The sequence below is a fragment of the Streptomyces sp. NPDC005803 genome (assembly GCF_040630435.1).
In the GTDB taxonomy this organism is placed as follows: domain Bacteria; phylum Actinomycetota; class Actinomycetes; order Streptomycetales; family Streptomycetaceae; genus Streptomyces.
Genome location: NZ_JBEXXO010000001.1, coordinates 1 through 22,926 on the forward strand (window position 1 = coordinate 1; position 22,926 = coordinate 22,926).

19 protein-coding genes are annotated in these 22,926 nt (G+C 71.4%); 1 reads left to right on the top strand and 18 read right to left on the bottom strand.

Annotated elements, in window-relative coordinates:
* Positions 1 to 231: 231 nt before the first annotated feature.
* The 11 genes from topA to ABZ454_RS00055 all read right to left on the bottom strand — a co-directional run bounded on the left by topA (position 232) and on the right by ABZ454_RS00055 (position 14,839).
* Positions 232 to 3,111, bottom strand: a complete 2,880-nt coding sequence (gene topA / locus ABZ454_RS00005) for a type I DNA topoisomerase (protein ID WP_359535089.1) — start codon at positions 3,109 to 3,111, stop codon at positions 232 to 234.
* A gap of 311 nt (positions 3,112 to 3,422) precedes the next feature.
* A complete protein-coding gene (locus ABZ454_RS00010; RefSeq protein ID WP_356319476.1) occupies positions 3,423 to 3,620 on the bottom strand; it encodes a hypothetical protein in 198 nt (65 codons plus the stop codon).
* A 173-nt stretch (positions 3,621 to 3,793) separates the two neighbouring features.
* Positions 3,794 to 4,672 carry an ABC transporter permease gene (locus ABZ454_RS00015; protein WP_359535092.1) on the bottom strand — a complete coding sequence of 293 codons (879 nt, stop codon included), beginning with the start codon at positions 4,670 to 4,672 and terminating at the stop codon, positions 3,794 to 3,796.
* 68 nt (positions 4,673 to 4,740) lie between these two features.
* Positions 4,741 to 5,532, bottom strand: coding sequence for an ABC transporter permease (locus tag ABZ454_RS00020; protein ID WP_359535095.1), 792 nt, complete (start codon positions 5,530 to 5,532; stop codon positions 4,741 to 4,743).
* On the bottom strand, positions 5,529 to 6,749 hold the full coding sequence (locus ABZ454_RS00025) for an ABC transporter ATP-binding protein (RefSeq protein WP_359535098.1): 1,221 nt from the start codon (positions 6,747 to 6,749) through the stop codon (positions 5,529 to 5,531). The genes ABZ454_RS00020 and ABZ454_RS00025 overlap by 4 nt, the downstream gene beginning before the upstream one ends.
* Positions 6,750 to 6,867: 118 nt before the next feature.
* Positions 6,868 to 7,875, bottom strand: coding sequence for a helix-turn-helix domain-containing protein (locus ABZ454_RS00030; RefSeq protein ID WP_359535101.1), 1,008 nt, complete (start codon positions 7,873 to 7,875; stop codon positions 6,868 to 6,870).
* The gene (locus tag ABZ454_RS00035) at positions 7,872 to 9,398 is read right to left on the bottom strand and encodes a methyltransferase (RefSeq protein WP_356319481.1); all 1,527 of its coding nucleotides are present in this window, start codon (positions 9,396 to 9,398) and stop codon (positions 7,872 to 7,874) included. The genes ABZ454_RS00030 and ABZ454_RS00035 overlap by 4 nt, the downstream gene beginning before the upstream one ends.
* Positions 9,399 to 9,536: 138 nt before the next feature.
* Positions 9,537 to 10,163: a small secreted protein gene (locus tag ABZ454_RS00040; RefSeq protein WP_359535104.1), complete on the bottom strand. Its 627-nt coding sequence runs from the start codon at positions 10,161 to 10,163 to the stop codon at positions 9,537 to 9,539.
* A gap of 346 nt (positions 10,164 to 10,509) precedes the next feature.
* Positions 10,510 to 12,945, bottom strand: a complete 2,436-nt coding sequence (locus ABZ454_RS00045; RefSeq protein ID WP_359535106.1) for a sodium-translocating pyrophosphatase — start codon at positions 12,943 to 12,945, stop codon at positions 10,510 to 10,512.
* Between the two features lie 676 nt (positions 12,946 to 13,621).
* Positions 13,622 to 14,089 carry an ATP-binding protein gene (locus ABZ454_RS00050; protein ID WP_359535109.1) on the bottom strand — a complete coding sequence of 156 codons (468 nt, stop codon included), beginning with the start codon at positions 14,087 to 14,089 and terminating at the stop codon, positions 13,622 to 13,624.
* A gap of 396 nt (positions 14,090 to 14,485) precedes the next feature.
* Positions 14,486 to 14,839 carry an STAS domain-containing protein gene (locus ABZ454_RS00055; protein WP_003967428.1) on the bottom strand — a complete coding sequence of 118 codons (354 nt, stop codon included), beginning with the start codon at positions 14,837 to 14,839 and terminating at the stop codon, positions 14,486 to 14,488.
* Between the two features lie 78 nt (positions 14,840 to 14,917).
* On the opposite strand from ABZ454_RS00055, the gene ABZ454_RS00060 reads away from it, so the two are divergent.
* Positions 14,918 to 17,428 carry a DEAD/DEAH box helicase gene (locus ABZ454_RS00060; protein ID WP_359535111.1) on the top strand — a complete coding sequence of 837 codons (2,511 nt, stop codon included), beginning with the start codon at positions 14,918 to 14,920 and terminating at the stop codon, positions 17,426 to 17,428.
* On the opposite strand, the gene ABZ454_RS00065 is transcribed toward ABZ454_RS00060, so the two are convergent.
* The 7 genes from ABZ454_RS00065 to ssd all read right to left on the bottom strand — a co-directional run bounded on the left by ABZ454_RS00065 (position 17,337) and on the right by ssd (position 22,772).
* Complete coding sequence (locus ABZ454_RS00065) at positions 17,337 to 18,098, bottom strand: Rv3654c family TadE-like protein (protein WP_359535114.1); 762 nt, start codon at positions 18,096 to 18,098, stop codon at positions 17,337 to 17,339. The two genes, ABZ454_RS00060 and ABZ454_RS00065, sit on opposite strands and share 92 nt — an antisense overlap.
* Positions 18,098 to 18,463, bottom strand: coding sequence for a TadE family type IV pilus minor pilin (locus tag ABZ454_RS00070; protein ID WP_359535116.1), 366 nt, complete (start codon positions 18,461 to 18,463; stop codon positions 18,098 to 18,100). Before ABZ454_RS00070 ends, ABZ454_RS00065 begins: the two co-directional genes overlap by 1 nt.
* A gap of 115 nt (positions 18,464 to 18,578) precedes the next feature.
* Positions 18,579 to 18,776 carry a DUF4244 domain-containing protein gene (locus ABZ454_RS00075; protein ID WP_359535119.1) on the bottom strand — a complete coding sequence of 66 codons (198 nt, stop codon included), beginning with the start codon at positions 18,774 to 18,776 and terminating at the stop codon, positions 18,579 to 18,581.
* 63 nt (positions 18,777 to 18,839) lie between these two features.
* Complete coding sequence (locus ABZ454_RS00080) at positions 18,840 to 19,610, bottom strand: type II secretion system F family protein (RefSeq protein WP_359535731.1); 771 nt, start codon at positions 19,608 to 19,610, stop codon at positions 18,840 to 18,842.
* A gap of 80 nt (positions 19,611 to 19,690) precedes the next feature.
* The gene (locus ABZ454_RS00085; RefSeq protein ID WP_359535121.1) at positions 19,691 to 20,569 is read right to left on the bottom strand and encodes a type II secretion system F family protein; all 879 of its coding nucleotides are present in this window, start codon (positions 20,567 to 20,569) and stop codon (positions 19,691 to 19,693) included.
* Entirely contained in the window at positions 20,566 to 21,714 is a 1,149-nt protein-coding gene (locus tag ABZ454_RS00090; protein WP_359535124.1) for a TadA family conjugal transfer-associated ATPase, read from the bottom strand. The genes ABZ454_RS00085 and ABZ454_RS00090 overlap by 4 nt, the downstream gene beginning before the upstream one ends.
* Positions 21,711 to 22,772, bottom strand: a complete 1,062-nt coding sequence (gene ssd / locus ABZ454_RS00095; RefSeq protein WP_359535732.1) for a septum site-determining protein Ssd — start codon at positions 22,770 to 22,772, stop codon at positions 21,711 to 21,713. Before ssd ends, ABZ454_RS00090 begins: the two co-directional genes overlap by 4 nt.
* Between the last annotated feature and the right edge of the window lie 154 nt (positions 22,773 to 22,926).

Genomic DNA, 22,926 nt, shown 5'->3' on the forward strand with positions numbered 1-22,926 from the left:
ACAGCCGGCCGCGGTCGGCGCGGCCCGGGGGGCGGGGGGCGCCCCCCCGGTTACGGGAAGGGGCGGGGAGGGGACAAGGCCCGCCGCAGGCGCCCCCACCCGCACCCTGCCCCCACGACGCGGCAACGCCGGAGGGGGCTGGATCGGCGTCCAGCCCCCTCCGGCGTACAAACTCCATGCCCGGCCCAAGCCCGGCCCAGGCAACCCGGCCCCAAGCCCCCAGGAAGGACGTCAGTCCTCCGTGGACGCCGCAGAAGCCGCCTTCTTCGCCGTCGCCTTCTTGGCCGGAGCCTTCTTCGCCACGGTCTTCTTCGCCGCCGTCGTCGACTTCGTCGCCGAGCTGGCCGCCTTCTTCGCCGCGGTCGCCTTCTTGGCCGGCGCCTTCTTGGCCGTGGCCTTCTTCGCCGGAGCCTTCTTCGCCGTCTTCTTCTTGGCGGGCCCCTTGGCACGCTTCTCGGCGAGCAGCTCGTAGCCGCGCTCCGGCGTGATGTCCTCGACGCTGTCGTCGGTGCGCAGCGTGGCGTTCGTCTCGCCGTCGGTGACGTACGCGCCGAAGCGCCCGTCCTTGACGACGACCGGGGCCCCGCTCACCGGGTCCGTGCCCAGTTCCTTCAGCGGCGGCTTGGCGGCGGCCCGCCCGCGCTGCTTGGGCTGGGCGTAGATGGCGAGGGCCTCTTCGAGCGTGATGTCGAAGAGCTGGTCCTCGGAGGTCAGCGACCGCGAGTCCGTGCCCTTCTTCAGGTACGGGCCGTAGCGGCCGTTCTGCGCGGTGATCTCGACGCCCTCGGCGTCCTCGCCGACGACGCGCGGCAGCGACATCAGCTTCAGCGCGTCGGCCAGCGTCACCGTGTCCAGCGACATCGACTTGAAGAGCGAGGCCGTCCGCGGCTTCACCGCGTTCTTGCCGGTCTTCGGGGTGCCCTCGGGCAGCACCTCCGTGACGTACGGGCCGTAACGCCCGTCCTTGGCGATGATCTGGTTCCCGCTGACCGGGTCCGCACCGAGCTCGAAGTCGCCGCTCGGCTTGGCCAGCAGCTCCTCCGCGTACTCGACGGACAGCTCGTCGGGTGCCAGGTCCTCGGGGACGTCCGCGCGCTGGTGGCCCTCGGAGTCCTTCTCGCCGCGCTCGATGTACGGGCCGTACCGGCCGACCCGCAGCTTGATGTCGTTGCCGACCGGGAACGAGGAGATCTCCCGGGCGTCGATGGCGCCGAGGTCGGTGACGAGCTCCTTGAGCCCGCCGAGGTGGTCACCGTCGCCGTTGCCCGCGTCGGAGGCCCTTCCGGCACCGGCCGCGTCCTCGCCTGCCTGCGCGCCGAAGTAGAAGCGCTTCAGCCACGGCACGGACTGGGCCTCACCGCGGGCGATGCGGTCGAGGTCGTCCTCCATGCGCGCCGTGAAGTCGTAGTCCACGAGCCGGCCGAAGTGCTTCTCCAGCAGGTTGACGACGGCGAACGACAGGAACGACGGTACGAGCGCCGTGCCCTTCTTGAAGACGTAGCCGCGGTCGAGGATCGTCCCGATGATCGACGCGTACGTCGACGGCCGGCCGATCTCGCGCTCTTCGAGCTCCTTGACCAGCGACGCCTCGGTGTAGCGGGCCGGCGGCTTGGTGGCGTGGCCGTCGACCGTGACCTCGTCGGCGGTCAGCGCGTCGCCCTCGGCGACCTGCGGCAGCCGGCGCTCACGGTCGTCGAGCTCGGCGTTCGGGTCGTCGGCGCCTTCGACGTACGCCTTCATGAAGCCGTGGAACGTGATCGTCTTGCCGGACGCGGAGAACTCGGCGTCCCGGCCGTCGCTCGCCCGGCCGCCGATCTTGACGGTGACGGAGTTGCCGACCGCGTCCTTCATCTGGGAGGCGACGGTCCGCTTCCAGATCAGCTCGTAGAGCCGGAACTGGTCACCGGTGAGGCCGGTCTCGGCCGGGGTGCGGAAGCGGTCCCCGGAGGGGCGGATCGCCTCGTGCGCCTCCTGCGCGTTCTTGACCTTGCCGGCGTACGTGCGGGGCTTGTCCGGCAGGTAATTCGCCCCGTACAACTGCGTGACCTGGGCGCGGGCCGCGGAGATCGCGGTGTCCGACAGGGTCGTGGAGTCCGTACGCATGTAGGTGATGAAGCCGTTCTCGTACAGCTTCTGCGCGACCTGCATGGTGGCCTTCGCCCCGAAGCCCAGCTTGCGGCTCGCCTCCTGCTGGAGGGTCGTCGTGCGGAAGGGCGCGTACGGGGAGCGGCGGTACGGCTTCGACTCGACGGAGCGCACGGCGAACGCGGAGTCGGCGAGCGCGGCGGCCAGGGCGCGGGCGTTCGTCTCGTCCAGGTGCAGCGTCTGGCCGGAGCCGGCCTTGAGCAGGCCGTCGGGACCGAAGTCGCGGCCCTGTGCGATGCGGCGCCCGTCGACCGCGCTGAGGCGGGCGGTGAGCGTCGAGGGGTCGGAGGCGTCACCGGTCCGGCCGGTGGCGAAGGTGCCGGTCAGGTCCCAGTACTCGGCGGAGCGGAAGGCGATGCGCTCGCGCTCCCGCTCGACGACGAGGCGGGTGGCGACGGACTGGACGCGGCCCGCCGACAGCCGCGGCATGACCTTCTTCCAGAGGACCGGCGAGACCTCGTAGCCGTAGAGGCGGTCGAGGATGCGGCGGGTCTCCTGGGCGTCGACCATGCGCTGGTTGAGCTCGCGCGGGCTGGCGACGGCGGCCCGGATCGCATCCTTGGTGATCTCGTGGAAGACCATCCGGTGGACCGGGACCTTGGGCTTGAGCACTTCCTGCAGGTGCCACGCGATGGCTTCGCCCTCGCGGTCCTCATCGGTGGCGAGGAAGAGTTCGTCGGACTCGGCCAGAAGCTGCTTGAGCTTCCTGACCTGGGCCTTCTTGTCGGCATTGACGACATAGATCGGCTGGAAGTCGTTCTCGACGTCGACGCCGAGACGGCGTACCTCGCCGGTGTACTCGTCCGGCACCTCGGCGGCGCCGTTCGGGAGGTCGCGGATGTGCCCGACGCTCGCCTCGACGACGTATCCGGGGCCGAGATAGCCCTTGATCGTCTTCGCCTTGGCAGGCGACTCGACGATGACGAGTCGGCGGCCGCCCTGTGCGGTCTCGCTGGTCGGGGACAACTTCGCTCTTCTCTCCGGTCGACGCTCGGTGGGCATCAGGGCAGCGCGATGGCGCTGCCGACAGTGCTGTCGCTGCGGAGTGTGACGGTACAACCCGCCCCCGTGTCAAACGGCAAAAGCCCGCAACGGCCACTCGAACGGTAACCCGACTTCCGCCATTCCTGCCGCCCGGCCCGCTCCCTGCGCCCCGCACGCGGCCGCTGCCTGCGGGTTTCGGCGGCGCTGTGGCCGCCCTGCGGGTGCCGGGGGCGAGGGGCGGTCGGCCCGGGCGTGTTCCTGGGCCGGAGAGGGTGGCCGGGGCCGGAGCGGGTTCAGACGCGGGTGAGGCACCACACCCCGAGGACGAGAAAAAGTACGCCGAACACAGTGGCGAGTGCGGTGGAGGCGACGGGGCTCACCCTGTGCGCCACCGGCGCGCGGTGCAGCACGCGCGCCCCCGTCCACAGCAGCAGTGCGGCGCCGAACAGCGCGAACACCGCTCCGGCGAAGACAGCAGGTCCGCTCTCCATGCCCGTACGCCTCCCCGTCCCCCCGGCGCGGCCCGGCACGGTCCGCCCGCACGGTGCCGCTCGGATACCGGGGAGGTTCCCACCGCGGAACGGCGCGGGTGCGAACTCCGGATGAACAGCCGGCCGGACCTCGCGGGCGCGCCACCGCGGCACTCGGCCGGTCATGGCCGAATTCACATCACGTCGAGGGTCGCGCGCCGCCTGCTGCCGCGTTCGAACCATGTGAGCAGTACGACGGCGAGCAGGACGTACCCCGCCCCTGTCAGCAGCTCCGCGGCGATGCCCCGGCCGTCGAGGCCGCCGCCGGCGGACAACTCACGTGCCGCCGCGGCCGCGTGGGTCATCGGCAGGACGTCGCCGACGGCCCGCATCCACTCCGGGAGGCTCTCCCGCGGCACGTTCGCCCCGGTCAGGAGCAGGAGTCCGGAACTGGCCACGTTCGAGATGAGGAAGACATCACGGAACCGCAGTCCCAGCGCCCCCAGCGCCAGGCCGAAGGCGGAGCACCCCGCCGCAGCGGCGAGCAGGACCGCGGCCAGTCCGGGCAACGCCCCAAGCGGAATCCGGAGCCCGAGCAGCAGACAGGCCACCGTAAGCGTGAAGACGCTGATGACAAGGCCGTTCAGTACATACGGAAGAGCGCGACCGAACCAGAGCGGAGCCCGGTTCCGAGGGCTCAGCAACACGGCGCCGAGGGTCCCGTACCGGCGTTCGTTGGCGATGGCCATCGTGCCGCCGTACACACAGGCGGTCGACGCGGAGACGACGGCGTTGCCGAGCAGATAGAACCGGTCGTCGGCGACCTGGAGCTGCCGTCCCAGGAAGACGAAGAACAGCAGTTGCAGCAGCGGCCCGACCAGCAGGGTGCCGATGAACATGGGCGGTGTCGTCCAGTTGAAGAGGGCCCGGTAGGACAGTCCGCCGCCGATCACGACGAGACGCACCGCGGAAACGGTTCTCCGACGCAGGCCGGGCGCGGGGCCGAGATCGGGGGCGGAGGCGGGCGCCAGGTCTGCGACGGCCGGTGCCGGGGCCGATGTGGGCGAAGGCATGCGGGACAACTCCTGAGGTGGGGCGCGGCGGTAGGCCAGGGGTGGGCTTCAGGCGAGAAGGAGGAACTTCAGGCGAGGGAGAGCGTGGCGGCGGCCCGCGCACGCTGCTCGACCCGCCCCAGGACCAGGACGGCGACCGTCGCGTACAAGGTGCCGAGGGCGAGCGCCGCCGCCATCGGGACCAGCACCTCAGCGGTTCCCGCCCCGCCCGAGGTCGCCGCGTGCACCGCCCGCGAACCCCAGGTGGTGGGCAGCGCCCAGGAAACCGGACGCGTCCAGTCCGGCAGCACGGTGACGGGCACGAGCATCCCGGACAGCAGCCACACCGGCGCGTCGAGCGGGTTGGCGAGTGCGTTGGCGTTGCGCAGCAGCACGAACGTGGCCGCCAGCAGCAGCCCCATCATCCCGAGCGACAGGACGCACACGGGGACGGCGGCCAGGAAGAGCAGCGGGTGCGCGAAGTCCAGCGGCACGTCGAAGAGCACAGCGCCCCAGATCACCGTCGCCCCCATGGCGTACGTACCGATCACAGCGGTGGCCAGGGTGATCGGCAGCAGGACGAGGGAGAGCGGCGTGGGCGAGGCCACCAGCGTCTCCAGCGTGCCGAGCCACCGCTGATTCTGTACGGCTCCGCCCGATCCGAAGAGCACCGAGGACCAGATGCCCATCAGCCCGGCGCCGACGGCCGCCGCGAGCAGGCGGCCGGGGTCGTCGGCAGCGCGGAAGAGATAGACGGCGAGGGTCGCGTACACGAGGGGCACGAGGACGGCGAAGGTGATTTCGAGCGGTGAACGGCTCATGTACGAGACGTGGGTACGCACTCCGACGACGATCAGGCGCAAGGCCCGGGCGGCGGTCATGCCGCGGCCTCGTCGCTGGGACGGCCGGCCCGAACGGGCTGAGCGGCCACGGGCGCCGGCCCCCGACCGGCAGGCTTCTCCGTACGTCCACCGGCCCCCGTCTCCGCCCCCGAACCCGCGTCCTCGGCCTCCCCGTACGCCGCGTCCCCGTGACCGGTGCCCCCGTCGCCCGGGTCCCCGTGACCCGTGCCCCGTCCACCCGCGTCCCCGCTGCCCGCCTCCGCCTCCTGCTCTTCCACCGCCTCTGCCTCCGCCTCCTCGACGATGGCGATGTAGGCGTCCTCCAGCGTGGGTTCGCGCGTGACGACGCTTCCGACCCGAACGCCGGAAAGCTCCGCCAGTACCTGCGCGTGCAGTTCCGCGCCCCGTTCCGTCTGCACGATGACGGCCTGCCGGCTGCCCCGGTCCTCGGCGGCCACCCCGTGCACACCCTCCAGGCCTCGGATACGGCCGAGGTGTTCCTCGCCCGCCCCGTACGCCTCGATCTCCAGGATGCCGCGCTCCTGGACCCTGGACTTGAGCCGGTCCGGGGTGCCCAGCGCGCAGATCGTGCCACCGGCGATGACCGCGATCCGGTCGCACAGCTCATCCGCCTCGGCCATGTAATGGGTGGTCAGCAGCACGGTGGTCCCGCCGGCCCGCAGATCGGCCACGGTGCGTCGCAGATCGCGCGCCGCCACCGGGTCGACGCCGATGGACGGTTCGTCCAGGAACAGCACGTCGGGCCGGTGCAGCAGTCCGCGCGCGATGTGCAGCCGCTGCCGCATCCCGCGCGAGTAGCCCTCCACGCGCTCCCTCTCCCGGCCGGTGAGGCCGACCAGGTCGAGCAGTTCGGCTATCCGTCGCTTCTGGTCGCGTGGTTCGACGGCGTACAACTCGGCGAAGTAGCGCAGGTTGTCGAGGGCGGAGAGCCGGTCGTACAGACCCCGGTCGCCGCCGAAGACGTAGCCGATCCTGCGGCGTACGGCGACCGGATCGGACGCCACGTCGTGGCCCAGCACCCGGGCGGTGCCCGAGGTGGGCAGCAGCAGGGTGTTGAGCATCTTGATGGTGGTGGTCTTGCCCGCGCCGTTGGGGCCGAGGAGGCCGAAGAGCTCGCCGCGCGCCACCTCGAAGGTGACCCCGCGCACGGCCTCGGTCTCGGTGCGGCGCGGACGCAGGAAGCCGGTCCGGCTGGTGTAGGTGCGGCGCAGGTTCTTCGCCTCGATCGCAAGCATGGCGGGCACGCTAGGTCCGGCCGTGCCGCGCCCGCCATCAATTCGGGGGCCACCGAATCGTCCCGGCTTCCCGGCCCCCTTGGGCCTGCTTGTGCTGCCACCCCACGCTTACGGCTGCTCAGGACACCGCGCGGAGCACGTCCTCCCCCGAGAGCAGCGCGAGCAGGGCCCGGCCGGTGTCCGTGAGCTGGTAATACACGCTGCGGCCGACCCGGTGCCGGGTGACGACGTCCGCCTCGGCGAGGACCGACAGGTGCTCGGAGACCGTGCTGGGCGCGAGCCCCAGCCGGTCGGCTATCCCGGCCGTGGTGAGCGGCCCGCCCAGCTGTCGCAGGACCGAGGCGCGGCCCCTGCCCAGCAGCAGCCCGAGCCGGTCACCGCTCTCGGGGCGCTCCGCGGAGCGTTCGCGCAGCGCACCCGCACCGCGGGCCTGGAAGGAGACCGTCAGGACCTCGGGGTCGTCGGTGGAGTAGAGCCGGCAGCCCTCGGCGAAGACGAGCGGGACGAGCAGCAGCCGGCGCTCACCCGCCCGGTACTCCGCGTCGATGTGCTTCGTCAGTTCGAGGACGGGCGGCGTCCACCTGGCGCGGCTCTCCAGACCGGTGAAGAGCGCGTCGATGCCTTCGGTGGCGAAGGTACGGGCTCTGATCAGGACCTCGTCCTCGACGAGCCGGCGCATGGTGGGCCAGTGCGCCGCCATCGCGCCGTCCCAGTAGGCCGCGTACGCGTCGGCGAGATCCGCGCAGGCCGCCTCGGGGTCCTCCAGGTACGGGCGGACGCGGGGGTGGTCCTCGAGCCCCGGATAGTGCTCGGCGACCCCTGCCCGCACGACATCGCCCGGCGTCGCCCGGACGGTGTCCAGCTCCGCCTCGACCGACGTCGCGCCGACCGGACGGGGCAGCAGGAAGTCCGGGAAATTGTGCGGCCCGTCGATCAGCAGCCGCAAGGCGTCCGTCCGCTCGTCCTCCCGCAGCACCTCGCGGGCGCGCACCACCCACTCCTCGTAGGGCCGGGAGGGGAGGCGGTGCGGCATGGCCAGGTGCAGGCTGCAGAACGCGTCCCACAGGGGGCTGATGGCGATCCGTGTCGCGCCGAGCGACGCCTCGTCCAGCTCGATACGGATCATCCGGCCACCCGGCCGGCCGGGGGCAGGGGCTCCAGGAAGCCCTCCTCGACCAGCAGCCGGATGGCCTGGGGGGTGCGGTCGCGCAACAGGACCGGGTCCTCGTTCATCAACTGGGCGATCGCGTCCAGGATCCGGCCGGCCGGCAGCGACCCGTCGCACACGCCCGCGAACCCGGCGCCGACCGCGTCGACCTTCGTCGCGCGCCGCATACCGCGGTTCTGACGCAGCACCACATGCTCCGGGTCCTCGGCCCCCGGCAGCCCCACCTGCTCCTGTACGACCTCGGCGGCGAGGGAGAAGTGCGCGGCCAACAACCCCGCGTCGTCCTGTTCCCGCAGGTAGTCCTGGCGGGCGAAGTGCGCTTCCACGGCCGGTCCGAGCGGCTGCTCCACCGCGTGGGGCCACTCCTCGATCACGACCGAGGGTTCCCCGGCGGCCGCCGCGGCGGACTTGCGCAGGGTGATCCACCCGAAGCCGACCGCCTTCGTCCCGTGGGCCTCGAACTCGTCGAGCCAGGCGTCGTACCGCGCGGCGTACTCCGCGGGGTCCGTGCGGTGGTCGCCGCTGTCGCGGAGCCACAGCTCCGCGTACTGCGTGATGTCCTGCACCTCGCGCTGCACGATCCACGCGTCACAGCCGTACGGGATCCAGGACCGCAGCCTTTCCTGCCACTCCTGGTCCTCGGTGTGCTGCCAGTTGGCCAGGAAGTGGGCGTATCCGCCCTCGTTGAGGCGGTCGCCGGTCTGCTGCACCAGGGTCCGGCACAGGTCGTCGCCCGCCATGCCGCCGTCGCGGTAGGTGAGGCGGGCGCCGGGCGAGATGACGAAGGGCGGGTTGGAGACGATGAGGTCGTACGTCTCGGTGCCGACGGGGTCGTACAGGGAGCCCTCGCGGAGGTCGGCCGGGGCAGCGCCGGACAGGGCGAGGGTGAGCCGGGTGAAGTCGAGGGCACGCGGGTTGAGGTCGGTGGCGGTGACCCGGCTCGCGTGCTGCGAGGCGTGCAACGCCTGGATGCCGGAGCCCGTACCGACGTCCAGGGCGGACCCGACGGGCCTGCGGACGGTGATCCCGGCGAGTGTGGTGGAGGCTCCGCCGATCCCGAGGACGACGCCCTCCTCGTGTGAACCGATCCCACCGGCGCCGCCCACCGCGCAGCCCAGGTCGGAGACGATGAACCAGTCCTGGCCGTCCGGCCCGCTGTAAGGGCGCACGTCGACGGTGGCCCGCACCTCGCCGCCCGCCTCGGTCAGCCAGCCGTCGGCCACGCACTCCTCCAGCGGCAGCACGGCCGCTGCCCGCCCGGCCGGGACCGGGCGCTGGAGCAGGAAGAGGCGCACCAGCGTGTCGAGCGGCGCGTCACCGCGGGTGGCCCGCAGCGCCGGGACCGTCTCGCTGCGGGCGAGCGCGGCGTAGGCAGGTGCGCCGAGCAGGTCGAGGAGCCCGTCGGCGGTGAAGGCGGCGGCGAGCAGGGCTTCGCGGAGCCCGGTCGCGTGGTCTGCTGCGGGAAGGCTGGTCTTACTCACATGCCCATTGTGACGGCTCCCACTGACAACGGCAGCGGCCCGGCGCCCCGCCAGGGCGCCGGGCCGGTCCTACGCCTGCCGGACGGCGGACGCACAGCTGCTCGTGAAGGGTCCGCGACCCCGGCGGGAGCCGCCGGGTCACGACGCCTTGCTGGACGAGGCGGACGCCTCCTTGGAGGGCGTCGCCTCCTTCGACGAGCCGGCCGTGGGCGACGCGGAGGCCGTCGGCTTCTGGCAGCCCTTCTGCTTGGCCATCGCGGTACCGACCTCGCCGGACTGGAGCCTCTTCAGCGCCTGGTCACCATTGGTGCTGATCTTGTTCAGCTCGTCCGCGATGCCCTTGAGACCGTCGGCGAACTTCGCCTGGTCCTTCGTGTCCAGCGCGTCGACCTTCTTCTGCAGGTTCGCGTAGGCCACGGAGGAGGCGTTGAGCTCCTTCACGGCCTCCTTCTGCGTCGTCTCGCCGTCGTCGACCGGCGGCGGTCCGGCCGAGTCGACGGCCGTGCCCAGCGCCTTGTACGCCTGCGAGATCTGCTGGAAGGCGGCCGAGTCGGTCTCCTGGACGTCGGCGGGCTTGCTGTTGTCGGCGGTCTGCTGCTGGATGGAGGCGTTGGCGTTCGCGATCTTCTGCAGCTGGGGCTGGACCTGGTCACAGACCTTCTTGGCCCAGTCGTTCACCTTGTTGTCGCTGTCGTCGCTGCAGCCCGACAGCGTAAGTACCAGTACCGCACCGCCGGACAGTGCGGCCGCAAGCTTCTTGTTCACCGGATCGGTCCCTTCCAAGGCTCTCGGCCCCGGAACTTACACGCCGAACGCCCTCCATCCGGGTGCCGGGCGTCCGACGGGTGACCTTTTGAAGCCATTTGCACCAAGGGAAATGAGGGAGATACAACTCACCCGCACGGCCCGATACGTGGGAACTCCTGATCGATTCGTCACTCGCGCGGACAGGCGGCGGGCGGACAGGCGGCGGGCGGACCGGCAAAGGGGCGGGCGGGCGGACAGGCGGCGGGCAGACGGGCGGCGGGCGGACGTGACATCAGAGTGCCGCGTCCGCCCGCCTTCTGAAGGAGCGTCGCCTAGTGGGCGTGTACGCCGTGCGGCTGCCGGGTCACTGAGCGGCTGCCGGGTCAGCCGGCCTGGTGGCGCCCTCCCCGCCCCCGCCGTCGGAATCACCCTCGTCGCCCACTGCGATCCCCCGCCTCTTGGAGACGTAGACCGCGCCGACGATGACCGCGATGGCCAGCGCCGCCACCACCGCACGCACCCCCGCGCTCGCGTCCTCGCCGTAGCTGAACTGCACCACCGCGGGCGCGATGAGCAGCGCCACCAGGTTCATCACCTTGAGCAGAGGGTTGATCGCCGGCCCGGCCGTGTCCTTGAACGGATCACCGACCGTGTCACCGATGACGGTCGCGGCATGGGCGTCACTGCCCTTGCCACCGTGATGACCGTCCTCGACCAGCTTCTTGGCGTTGTCCCACGCGCCGCCGGAGTTCGCGAGGAAGACGGCCATCAGCGTCCCGGTGCCGATCGCGCCCGCCAGGTACGAGCCGAGTGCCCCGACCCCGAAGGTGAAGCCGACCGCGATCGGCGCCAGCACCGCCAGCAGACCGGGGGTGGCCAGCTCGCGCAGCGCGTCCTTGGTGCAGATGTCGACGACGCGCCCGTACTCCGGCTTCTCCGTGTAATCCATGATCCCGGGATGCTCGCGGAACTGCCGCCGCACCTCGTAGACCACGGCGCCCGCGGACCGGGACACCGCGTTGATGGCCAGGCCGGAGAAGAGGAAGACCACTGCGGCGCCCAGGATCAGGCCGACCAGGTTGTTGGGCTGGGAGATGTCCAGACTCAGCCCCATCTCCCCGGCCGAGGCGCCGACGTCGTCGACCGCGGTGGCGATCGCGTCACGGTAGGACCCGAAGAGGGCCGCCGCCGCCAGGACGGCCGTGGCGATCGCGATGCCCTTGGTGATGGCCTTGGTGGTGTTGCCCACGGCGTCCAGGTCGGTGAGGACCTGTGCGCCCGCTCCGGTGACGTCACCGGACATTTCGGCGATGCCCTGCGCGTTGTCGGAGACCGGACCGAACGTGTCCATGGCGACGATCACGCCGACGGTGGTGAGCAGCCCCGTACCGGCCAGTGCCACCGCGAAGAGCGCCAGCATGATCGACGTACCGCCGAGCAGGAACGCTCCGTACACGCCGAGCCCGATCAGCAGCGCGGTGTAGACGGCGGATTCGAGACCGATCGAGATGCCGGCGAGCACGACCGTTGCCGGTCCGGTCAGTGAGGACTTGCCGATGTCCCGGACAGGGCGCCGGTTGGTCTCGGTGAAGTAGCCGGTCAGCTGCTGGATCAGGGCTGCCAGCACGATGCCGATGGCGACGGCGACCAGCGCGAAGACCCGTGGGTCCCCGCCGTGCGAGGTGATGGCCCCTTCGGTGACCCCGTCCAGTTCCGCGTACGAGGACGGCAGGTAGACGAAGACCGCGACCGCGACCAAGGCGAGCGAAATGACGGCGGAGATGAAGAATCCCCGGTTGATGGCGGTCATTCCGCTCCGGTCGGCGCGCCGTGGAGCGACCGCGAAAATCCCGATCATCGCGGTGACCACACCGATCGCCGGCACGATCAGGGGGAACGCCAGCCCCGAGTCGCCGAAGGCCGCCTTTCCCAGGATGAGCGCGGCGACCAGCGTGACGGCGTACGACTCGAAGAGGTCGGCCGCCATGCCCGCGCAGTCCCCGACGTTGTCGCCCACGTTGTCGGCGATGGTGGCGGCGTTGCGGGGGTCGTCCTCCGGGATGCCCTGCTCCACCTTGCCGACCAGGTCGGCACCGACGTCCGCCGCCTTGGTGAAGATGCCCCCGCCGACCCTCATGAACATGGCGATCAGCGCCGCACCGAGTCCGAAGCCCTCCAGCACCTTCGGCGCGTCGGCGGCATAGACGAGCACCACACAGGAGGCGCCGAGAAGGCCCAGCCCTACGGTGATCATGCCGACCACCCCGCCCGTCCGGAAAGCGATCTTCATCGCTTTGTGCGAAACGGCGGTGAGATCCTTTTCCGGTTCGCCTTCCGCAGGAGTCGCCTCACGCGCGGCGGCCGCCACCCGGACATTACTTCGTACGGCCAACCGCATGCCGATGTATCCGGTGGCAGCCGAGAAGAGCGCACCCACCAGGAAGAACACCGAACGGCCGGCACGCTGCGACCAGTTGTCGGCCGGAAGCAGCAGAAGCAGGAAGAAGACCACGACGGCGAATACGCCGACCGTGCGCAACTGTCGCGCCAGATAGGCATTCGCGCCCTCCTGGACCGCCGCCGCGATCTCCTTCATGCGCTCGGTGCCCTCACCCGCTGCCAGCACCTGACGTACCAGCAGCTGGGCGACGATCAGTGCGGCGACGGCGACGGCCGCGACGACGATGACGATCACGCGGTTGTCATCGGTGAGTACCGCGGCCGCGAGAGTGGTGGGTGGGTCGGAAGGTACGGAATACTGCGTCAGTTCTGCCAGTGGTGTGGTGCCGAACCCCGCCATACGTCCTCCTTGACGCTCAGCGCTCAAGACGTGGACGGATTGTAGGGAGCGGAACACGATCAAAACAGTGCGCGGTAAATGTAATTGGTCTTCATCCACCGAACGGCAATTGATCGAGTTCTCCGCATGGACCGAATGCAGTAATGGGGCAGGCGCATTTCCGGAAGAGCACCGTCGGGGCAGACATGCAAAAAGGCCCTGCTCAGCAGGGCCTCAGAAAACTGGATCAGGGCCGGCCGACTACGCCGTCCGGGTGGCACGACCACCGCCTGACAGCCGCCGCCTCATGCAGAAAAGGCGGCCGCCCTCCGGTCGGCTCAGGCTGGGACGGCTGCCGACAGCCGACGCCTGCGGCTTCTTCGGCTACCTCAGCCGCCTCAGCTGCCTCAGGGGAGAACGGTGACCAGCGCCTCCAGCCACCTCTGAGGGCGAGAGCGGGGTTACAGCAGCGGCTGGCGCTCAGCCCACCTCAGAGGGGAGAGCAGCGGCATCGGGCGTCTCTGCCCGCCTCAGGGAGGTGACAGTGGGCAACGCCTCCGCCCATGTCAGGCGAGAAACGGCAGCCGACATCTCCGGCCGGCCCAAGGAACGGCAGCCGAGCCCTCGACCGACACACAGAACGGCGGCCGACGTCTTCGGCCGACTCACAGAACAGCGGCCGGTGTCTTCGGCCGACTCACAGAACGGCGGCCGGGGTCTTCGGCCAGCTCATACGGATGACTCCACCATCCGCACCCGACCTGACCTCCACGTCGTCGACCAGACCGCTGATGACCGCCAGGCCCATCTCGTCCTCACCGTCGGCGTCCGGCTCGGATTCGTCAGGTCCCACCCCGGGCGTGGCGTCGTGGTGTCCGGAGACGCTGCCGGGTACGGACCCGTCGGCACCCGGGCCCGGGACCTCGTCGCCGACCTCGATGGCGAAGGACTTCTCGTCCTCGATCAGGACGACCGTGACAGGTGCCGTGATGCCGTGGCTGCGGTGCAGCCCGACCGCGCGACTGCAGGCCTCTCCCACGGCGAGTCTGACCTCGTCGAGCACGGCTTCGTCGACCCCGGCCCGGCGCGCCACGGCGGCCGCCACGAGGCGGGCCGTTCTGACGTGTTCGGGCTGGGCGCTGAAGCGGAGTTCAACGGTGGCCATGCGATCCCCCTCGAGCGTACGTAAGTGCATCCTCAGGTGCCGGACACGCGGCCCACAATCCTGAGCTCTGTCTTCGGCGGCTGGTCGAGCGGTCGGCCCACCGGACCGACACCGCCCGGCCGTCCGTGCCGCCCGGACGACGAGCGCCGTCCGACCGTCGTTCGGCCGCCTGCCTGCCGCCGCACCGCAGACCGATCGCGCGCCCCTGCGGCAGCCGACAGATTAATGTCAGCCACGGGCCGCCGAACGGATGAAGGACCGCTGCCGGACATTCGGCCACCGGATCACCGGCCACCGATGAACGGCCACCGTCACCCCGGCCGCCCTGGTACGACACCGCTGTCGCACCGACCACCGCCGGGCCGGCTCAGAGCCGGCCCGACCGCGGGCGGGACGTCAGTCGGTCGCCGCCACGGCCTCATCGACCGTGGTGTGGATCGGGAACACCTTCGTCAGACCGGTGATCCGGAAAATCTTGAGAATGCGCTCCTGGTTGCACACCAGGCGCAACGAGCCCTCATGAGCCCGCACACGCTTCAAGCCACCCACGAGCACGCCGAGGCCGGTGGAGTCGAGGAAGTCGACACCCTCCATGTCGACAACCAAGTGGTAGCTGCCGTCATTCACCAACTCGACCAACTGCTCGCGCAGCTTGGGCGCGGTATACACATCAATCTCGCCACCGACCTCGACGACCGTACGGTCGCCACCAGGGCCGGACACATTGCGAGTCGACAAGGACAGGTCCACGGATCCTCCAGCACCTTGCTATCGAGCGGTCGCCCCTCGGTCTCCCCGGCGGAGCCAGGGGATGGATCGCCAGCCGCGATGGCATTCAATCACTTACGGGCAGCCATGCACGACGCCTTGGGACCATTGTCCGCCTCGCCAGTGACACACTCGGTGCCGATGGCCAAGAATCACCGCCCCAGTCGACCGCCCGAGAACGGGGGCTTCCGCCCCTCTCCCGAGGCGGTCCTCGACCGGCTCGCCGCAGGGGCGAGCCGGTCCGCGCGCATCACTCATACGGAGCACTTGCCCCCGCGTAAGGGAACCCATGCCATCTGGCCCGATCGCATCCGTCCGGAAGTGATCGCCGCCATCCAGAGGGCCGGTATCGATCACCCCTGGGCGCATCAGGCCACCGCGGCGGAGCACGCGCTGGACGGCGAGTCGGTCGTGATCGCCACCGGCACGGCTTCCGGCAAGTCGCTGGCCTACCTCGCCCCGGTCCTCAGCGCCCTCCTGGACGGCTCCGAGGCCCCGAACGGCCGTGGGGCGACCGCGCTCTACCTCTCCCCCACCAAGGCCCTCGCCGCCGACCAGCGGCGCTCGGTGAAGGAACTGGCGGCTCCGCTCGGCAACGGGATCCGGCCCGCCGTCTACGACGGCGACACCCCCGTCGAAGAACGCGAATGGGTACGCCAGTACGCCAACTACGTCCTCACCAATCCCGACATGCTGCACCGCGGGATACTCCCGTCCCATCCCCGCTGGTCCTCCTTCCTGCGCGCCCTGCGCTATGTCGTCATCGACGAGTGCCACACCTACCGGGGCGTCTTCGGCTCGCATGTCGCCCAGGTGGTGCGCCGGCTCCGCCGCCTGTGCGCCCGCTACGGCGCCGATCCCGTCTTCCTCCTCGCCTCGGCCACCGCCGCGGAACCCTCGGTCGCGGCAGGCCGTCTCACCGGCCTCCGCGTCACCGAGGTCGCCGACGACGCCTCCCCGCGCGGCGAGCTGGTCTTCGCCCTGTGGGAGCCGCCCCTGACCGAACTGTCCGGTGAGAAGGGCGCTCCCGTCCGCCGTACCGCCACGGCCGAGACCGCCGATCTGCTCACCGACCTGACCGTGCAGGGCGTACGCTCCGTCGCCTTCGTACGCTCGCGGCGCGGCGCGGAGCTCATTTCCGTCATCGCCAAGGAACGCCTCGCCGAGGTCGACCGCACCCTGCCTTCCAGGGTCGCCGCCTACCGCGGGGGTTATCTCCCCGAAGAACGCCGCGCCCTGGAGCGCGCACTGCACTCCGGCAGCCTGCTCGGCCTGGCCGCCACGACCGCCCTCGAGCTCGGCATCGACGTCTCCGGCCTGGATGCCGTCGTCATCGCGGGGTACCCCGGCACCAGGGCTTCGCTGTGGCAGCAGGCCGGCCGCGCCGGTCGGGCCGGCCAGGGCGCCCTCGCCATCCTGGTGGCCCGCGACGACCCACTGGACACCTTTCTCGTCCACCACCCCGAAGCGCTGTTCCAACAGCCCGTGGAGTCGACCGTCCTCGATCCGGACAACCCGTACGTCCTGGCCCCCCATCTGTGCGCCGCCGCCGCGGAACTACCGCTGACCGAATCCGACCTCCGCCTCTTCGGCCCCGCCGTGGCCGAGCTGCTGCCGCAGCTGGAAGCCGCGAAGCTGCTCCGCAAACGGACGTCGGGCTGGCACTGGACCCGGCGCGAGCGGGCCGCCGACCTCACGGACATCCGGGGCGAGGGCGGCCGCCCCGTCCAGATCGTCGAAGAGGGCACCGGCCGGCTGCTGGGCACCGTCGACGAGTCCGCCGCGCACACCGCCGTCCACGAAGGCGCCGTCCACCTCCACCAGGGCCGCACCTACCTGGTCCGGAAACTGGATCTGGAGGACTCGGTCGCGCTGGTCGAGGAGGCCAGTCCGCCGTACTCGACGACCGCGCGCGACACCACGGCCATCGCCGTCCTGGACACCGATACCGAGATCCCCTGGGGGGACGGGCGGCTCTGCTACGGCTCCGTCGAAGTGACCAACCAGGTCGTCTCCTTCCTCCGTCGCAGACTGATCACCGGCGAGGTGCTCGGCGAGACCAAGCTGGACCTTCCGCCCCGCACCCTGCGCACCCGGGCCGTGTGGTGGACGGTCACCCAGGACCAGCTCGACGCGGCACGGATCAACCCTGAAATCCTCGGCGGCGCGTTGCACGCCGCCGAGCACGCGTCGATCGGGATGCTGCCGCTCTTCGCCACCTGCGACCGCTGGGACATCGGCGGGGTGTCCGTACCCCTGCACCCGGACACCCTGCTGCCGACCGTATTCGTGTACGACGGCCACCCCGGCGGCGCCGGCTTCGCCGAACGCGCCTTCCACACCGCCCGGGCCTGGCTGACCGCGACGCGACAGGCGATCGCGTCCTGCGAGTGCGAGGCGGGCTGCCCCTCGTGTGTCCAGTCCCCCAAGTGCGGCAACGGCAATGAGCCCCTGCACAAGCGAGGCGCCGTCCGCCTGCTCACCGAACTCCTCCGGTCCTCGTCGCCGGACCCGGGTGCGAACTCCGCCGGCGAGCCAGATCCCGCGGAGGAACCGAACTCTTCGCGGTGATCCAGTCGCTTCTTCCCGTTCCCCGGCGTGGCAGGGCGGCCTGCTTGTCCCGCCCGAGCCGACCCTCGGGCGGGGCGGGGGTTCCTGGGGGGCCCACCACGGTCTCCGGAGGGACCGGGCTGCCGGCAGACCCGAGCGACCCGGTGGGCGCTGCCGTCGGCGGACCCGCCCGAGACCTGACCTCGGGCCCGTACGGTCCATGGCGCACCCGTGCCGTCACATCGGCGATCTCCCCCTGGACGACGCATCGCACCACCTCAGCCCCCTGCGCCGCTGCCACCTCCCGGGCCGACCGGCACGCGATGGCGGACCCCTCCAGAGCGCGGTCGGCCGCAGCCAGCGCGGCCAGGTCGGCCGCGCCTCCGGCCCGGTGCCGCACCACGACCACCTCTCCGAGAGTCAGGATCACCGCGAAGACCACGCACAGCGTCGCCGTGGTCACCGCAGCCCACACCGTCGCCAGCCCCTGATCCCGCCACCTCCCGCACACCCGCAACCGGCGCAACGCGTGCAAACCCAGGAGCAGCCGCCCAAGGCCGGGCCGTATTGCGGCGCCGTCCCCACCCCGGTGCAACTCCCTTCGGATCCGGGTTCGCGGACTGGGCCGCATCACAACGCCACCCCCCTCGCGGTCCAGGCCCAGAACTTGGCTTCGCGGACTGGGCCGCATCACGAGGCCGCCCCCGCCATAGCCTCGGTCGCCGCTGTGTCCTCTGCTGCCGCTGCGTCCTCCGCTGCCGCAGCGGCCTCCGAGCGCAGCGTCACGGCCAGCGGCCCGAGGCCGGGGGCTGGTGCGACCACGGTGACGTGCCACAACTCCCCGACCCGCTCCACGTCGACCCGGGCGCGCGCAGGCGCCGCCGAAAGGGCTGCCTCCCTCACCTGCGCCTCCGGTTCTGATCGGGCTGCCGCCCGGGCGCCGGCCCGAGCCGCGTCCACACACCGGATCTGGGCCGAGGCGGCCATCAATGCCCAGAGCAGGGCAAGTACGAAGATCACCAGAACCGGGACGGCCATGGCCGCCTCGGCCGTCACCGCCCCCTTGTCCTGTCGCCCCGCCGGCCCAGCCCTCGCCCGGTCCTGTCCGTGCCGGGCGTGTCTGACCCGCCCGCCTCTTTCGCCGCGGCCCTCCAGCTCTCCGGCACCGCTCTCAGAACTTCGCATCGAGCGCGTCCTTGAGCAGCGATTGCAGCTGTGCCATGACGGGCGGACTGGTGACCACCTTGTAGAGCACCGCGGCGAACGCACAGGCCGCGATGGTTCCGACCGCATATTCGGATGTCGTCATCCCGGTGTCAGCCCGTACCTTGCGAGCCACGGACCTCACCCAGCACGTGATTGTGCGCATCACTCAAAACCCCCGTAAAGCGTCGTTTCTCGGAAATTGCTTTCAACGAAATTGGGTGGATGATCAGGGCTGCAGCAGCCCTCCTGCCAGCCCGATCACCACAGGCGCCACACCCACGGTCAGGAAGGCGGGAAGGAAGCAGAGCCCGACAGGTGCCGTGATCAGCACGGCAGCCCGCTGGGCCCGCGCCACCGCCACGCTCGCCCTCTCCGCCCTCATGGCCTCGGCCAGTCGGGCCACCGATTCCGCAGCGGGAGCGCCGGTCGACCCAGCCCGGTCCAGGCAGCGCGCGAGGGCGGCTGCGCCCGGTATCGCCCCGAACCTCCCCCAGGCGATGCCCGGATCGCCGCCGAGCCTGATCTCTGCCGCCGTTCGGGCCAGTTGCTCACCTACCGGCCCGCCCAGCGACACACCGACCGCCTCGGCCGCCTCACGAGGACCAGCACCCGCCGAGATGCAGGCCGCCAGCAGATCGGCCGCCAGTGGAAGCTGACGCATCGACTCAATCCCTCGAGCCGCCTCCTCGGCTGCGGCTCGCGGTGCCTGCCTGAGTCGCGCCCGCTGCCACCTCCAAGTGCCGCAGGCCGCCACCAGCCCAGTAACCCACCCGGCGGGGCCACCCACCAGAACCCAGCCCGTCAGCACGGCACCCAGCACCACCGCCCACTGTTTGGCACCGGCAGCGGAGACGGAGACCGGCAGCAACCGCATGCGCCCCGAAGGCACACCCCTTCGGCCCGCGTGACCGCCCAGGGGCATGGGCGCGGTAGGGGATACGGCAAGGAGCGTCAGGCCTCGCCGCCGCACCCGCTGCCCGGTCCGGCGACGCGCCATGGCGAGAGCCGGCTGGACACACACGCCCAGCAGCAGTCCCACGACCGCCGCCCTGTGGACCACTTCACCGCCCAGGGTGCTCACGCCACTTCCCCTTTGCGGACGATCCGAGTCGCCCAGACCAACCCCACCGCTTCCAGCGACGCGCCCGCCATCAGACAGGCCAGCCCGACGGGCCTGTGCAGCAACACCTCCAGCGGATGCGCCCCTAGGGCCGCTCCCAGCCCCAGGCCCAGCACCGGAAGCAGGGCCAGCACCACGACGGTCGACCAGGCACCGGCCAGCTGTGCCCGCAGCTCCTCCCGTCGACGCCGCTCAGCTCGTAACGCGCCCTCCAGCCGGTCCAGACCGGCTGCGAGACCGGCGCCGCCATCGGCCGCCACCCGCCAGCAGGCGGCCACTCCCGCGAGGCCATCCAGGCCCGGCTCGCATGCCGCTTGCCCCAGTGCCCGCGGCACATCGCCCCCGAACCGCGCCGCAGCCGACACCCCCGGCCCCGCCGCGCCCAGCGCCTCCGTGCCGTGGACCGCGACAAGCAGCGCCTGCCCCGGTTCGTGCCCGGCCCTCAGCTCGCCCACCACCGCGCCGCACAGGTCCACCACCCCGTCGGCCCTGCGCTCCCGCTCCCTGCGCAGCTGCCTTGTCCGGAGCCACCGGCGCACCAGGGGGACCGCGACCATCCCCGCGATCACCGGCAACACCGACGCTCCAAGGATGGCCAGAAGCAGGGCCACCGGCAGGCACCACCACTCCCGCCGCCCCCGCAACCACGTTCCCAGCCTGATCCGGCCGCTCTCCCAGGTCTCCCGAACGGGCGTCTGCACCACCCCGTCGCCGAACAGCACCCGGGCTCTCCGGGGCCCCTGACTGCGCCCGGCCACCACCAGTCCGGCCGACGCCCCCGCACACAGCGCGGCCACGTACGCCGCGTCCGGCCCTCCCCCCGGCACACCGCTCACCGCTCACCGCCGATCAGCGCCCTCAGCCGCTCCCAGCCCCGCTCCCGCTCGAATCCGGCCGCCCCCCAGCGCAGTGCGGGGACGGTCACCACCAGCCCCGCCCTATCGCGCTCGAGCACCTGAATCTCGGAGATCCTCCGCCGGCCGGTCCGGTCCCGTACGAGATGGACCACCACCGACAACGCTGCCGCCAGCTGACTGTGAAGCGCCGTCCGGTCCAGACCCGCAGCGGTTCCCAGCGCCTCCAATCGGGCGGGCACATGTTCGGCGGCATTGGCGTGAACCGTTCCGCAGCCCCCCTCGTGTCCCGTGTTCAGAGCCGCCAGCAGTTCGGTGACCTCGGCGCCTCGCACCTCTCCGACCACCAGCCTGTCGGGCCGCATGCGCAGGGCCTGCCGCACCAGGTCCCGGAGAGTCACCAGCCCGGCCCCCTCCTGATTGGCAGGGCGCGATTCGAGGCGCACCACGTGCGGGTGGTCCGGCCGGAGCTCGGCCGAATCCTCGGCGAGCACGATCCGCTCCTGCACCCCCACCACACCCAGCAAGCTGGACAGGAGCGTCGTCTTTCCCGCTCCGGTCCCCCCACTGATGAGGTAGGAGACCCGGGCCTCCACCAACGCCCGCAACACCTGGTCGCCGCCCGGCGGCACCGTCCCCGCCACGACGAGTTCCCCCAGCGAGAAGGCCTTCGGCCGCACCACCCGGAGCGACAGACACGTCGATCCGACCGATACCGGCGGCAGCACGGCGTGCATCCGGGTGCCGTCCGGAAGCCGGGCGTCCACCCAGGGCCTGGCGTCGTCCAGGCGTCGCCCCGCGACGGCCGCCAGCCGCTGCGCGAGTCTGCGGATCGCCGCCGCGTCCGCGAAGGTCACCGCGGACAGTTCGAGCCCTCGGCCCCGGTCCACCCACACCCGGTCGGGAGCGGACACCAGCACATCCGTGACCGCCGGATCGGCGAGCAACGGCTCCAGCACACCGGTCCCGATCAGTTCGCCGCGCAGCTCGTCCGCCGCCCCGAGCACTTCGGTGTCTCCGAGCAACCGCCCCTGCGCCCGCAACGCGGCCGCCACCCCTGCCGGAGTCGGCGCCGCACCACTCTGTGCCAGCCGCTGCCGCACCGCGTCGAGCAAGCCCTCGGTCATGACACGCCCCCCACGGACCGGCCTCCGGCCCCCTCGCCGACGAGGGCCTGCTCCCAGAACGCCGAACAGAACCTGGCCAGCGGCCCACGGGGACTTCTACCGGGCGGCTCCCCCATGTCCTGTTCGGCCAGCAGTCCCGGCTCCAGGGGGAGTTCACCGACGAGCGGCAGCCCCATGGCGTGGGCCACCCACTGTTGGTCGAGGCCGGACGCGTACGGTCCGCGCGCCACCACACGGAGGTCCTCCAACACCATGCCCGCCATCGATGCCACCCGTTTCGCCGCGGCGACCGCCCGCAGCTCCCCGGGGACCACCAGGAGCCCGAGGTCCAACTGCGCCAGGGCCTCGGCCACCGCCTCGTCGATGCGGCGCGGCAGATCGACCACCACCACCCCGCCGAGCCTGCGCGCGGCTGCAAGGACTGCCTGCATGGCTTGCGGTGGGATGACCACCCAGTCGTCACGGCCCCAGCTGAGCACCCGCAGCCCGTGCAGGGCGGGCAACGACTCCTCCAGCGCGCCGCCACCGACCCGCCCCTTGGAATGGGCGAAATCAGGCCACCTCATTCCCTCGGCCCGTTCGGCGCCGAGCAGCACGTCGATGCCTCCACCCAGCGGATCGCCGTCGATCAGCATCGTCCGCCGCCCGGCCCTCGCCGCGGTCACCGCCAGCGCACAGGCCAGCGTGGACGCGCCGGAACCGCCCCGGCCACCGATCACCCCGACGGTCAGCGCGGGCCGGCCGACCCCCTCAGCCGCGTTGGCGATCTGATCGACCAGCCAGGTCTCCGAATCGGGTAGCCGCAGTACGTACTCAGCTCCGATCTCCACCGCCCTGCGCCACACGTCCGGAGCGTCCTGGTCCCGTCCGACAAGCATCACGCCCCGCCTGCGAGCCGCCCCGCGGCACCGCGCCGCCGCGTCGTCCCCCACGAGGACCATGGGGGCCTGCTCCCACCCCCCTCTGCGTTCCGGCAGGGTGTGGTGAACCTCGGGCTCCGCTCCGGCGGCCGCGCACAGCCTCAGCAGATCGTCGAGCAGTTCCAGATCCTCGGTCACGATCAGCGGTCCGCCCCGCCGCGCGTCGGCGGCCGGCAGACGATCTCGTGCACTCGATTCAGCCACGATCTCCGCCCCCTTCTTCACTCACCTTCACCGCGGTTCGCGGCGATCTCGGCGCTCCCGAGAACGGTGATTCCGGAACCCGTGGACT

What these genes read in the sequence shown, in the direction of transcription:
- ABZ454_RS00075 (WP_359535119.1), bottom strand. Translation starts at nt 18,776, where the DNA reads ATGCGCACAATCACGTGCTGGGTGAGGTCCGTGGCTCGCAAGGTACGG.
- ABZ454_RS00060 (WP_359535111.1), top strand. Translation starts at nt 14,918, where the DNA reads ATGGCATTCAATCACTTACGGGCAGCCATGCACGACGCCTTGGGACCA.
- ABZ454_RS00010 (WP_356319476.1), bottom strand. Translation starts at nt 3,620, where the DNA reads ATGGAGAGCGGACCTGCTGTCTTCGCCGGAGCGGTGTTCGCGCTGTTC.
- ABZ454_RS00090 (WP_359535124.1), bottom strand. Translation starts at nt 21,714, where the DNA reads ATGACCGAGGGCTTGCTCGACGCGGTGCGGCAGCGGCTGGCACAGAGT.
- ABZ454_RS00025 (WP_359535098.1), bottom strand. Translation starts at nt 6,749, where the DNA reads ATGCTTGCGATCGAGGCGAAGAACCTGCGCCGCACCTACACCAGCCGG.
- ABZ454_RS00050 (WP_359535109.1), bottom strand. Translation starts at nt 14,089, where the DNA reads ATGGCCACCGTTGAACTCCGCTTCAGCGCCCAGCCCGAACACGTCAGA.
- ABZ454_RS00080 (WP_359535731.1), bottom strand. Translation starts at nt 19,610, where the DNA reads ATGGCGCGTCGCCGGACCGGGCAGCGGGTGCGGCGGCGAGGCCTGACG.
- ABZ454_RS00020 (WP_359535095.1), bottom strand. Translation starts at nt 5,532, where the DNA reads ATGACCGCCGCCCGGGCCTTGCGCCTGATCGTCGTCGGAGTGCGTACC.
- ABZ454_RS00065 (WP_359535114.1), bottom strand. Translation starts at nt 18,098, where the DNA reads ATGCGGCCCAGTCCGCGAAGCCAAGTTCTGGGCCTGGACCGCGAGGGG.
- ABZ454_RS00030 (WP_359535101.1), bottom strand. Translation starts at nt 7,875, where the DNA reads ATGATCCGTATCGAGCTGGACGAGGCGTCGCTCGGCGCGACACGGATC.
- ABZ454_RS00045 (WP_359535106.1), bottom strand. Translation starts at nt 12,945, where the DNA reads ATGGCGGGGTTCGGCACCACACCACTGGCAGAACTGACGCAGTATTCC.
- ABZ454_RS00015 (WP_359535092.1), bottom strand. Translation starts at nt 4,672, where the DNA reads ATGCCTTCGCCCACATCGGCCCCGGCACCGGCCGTCGCAGACCTGGCG.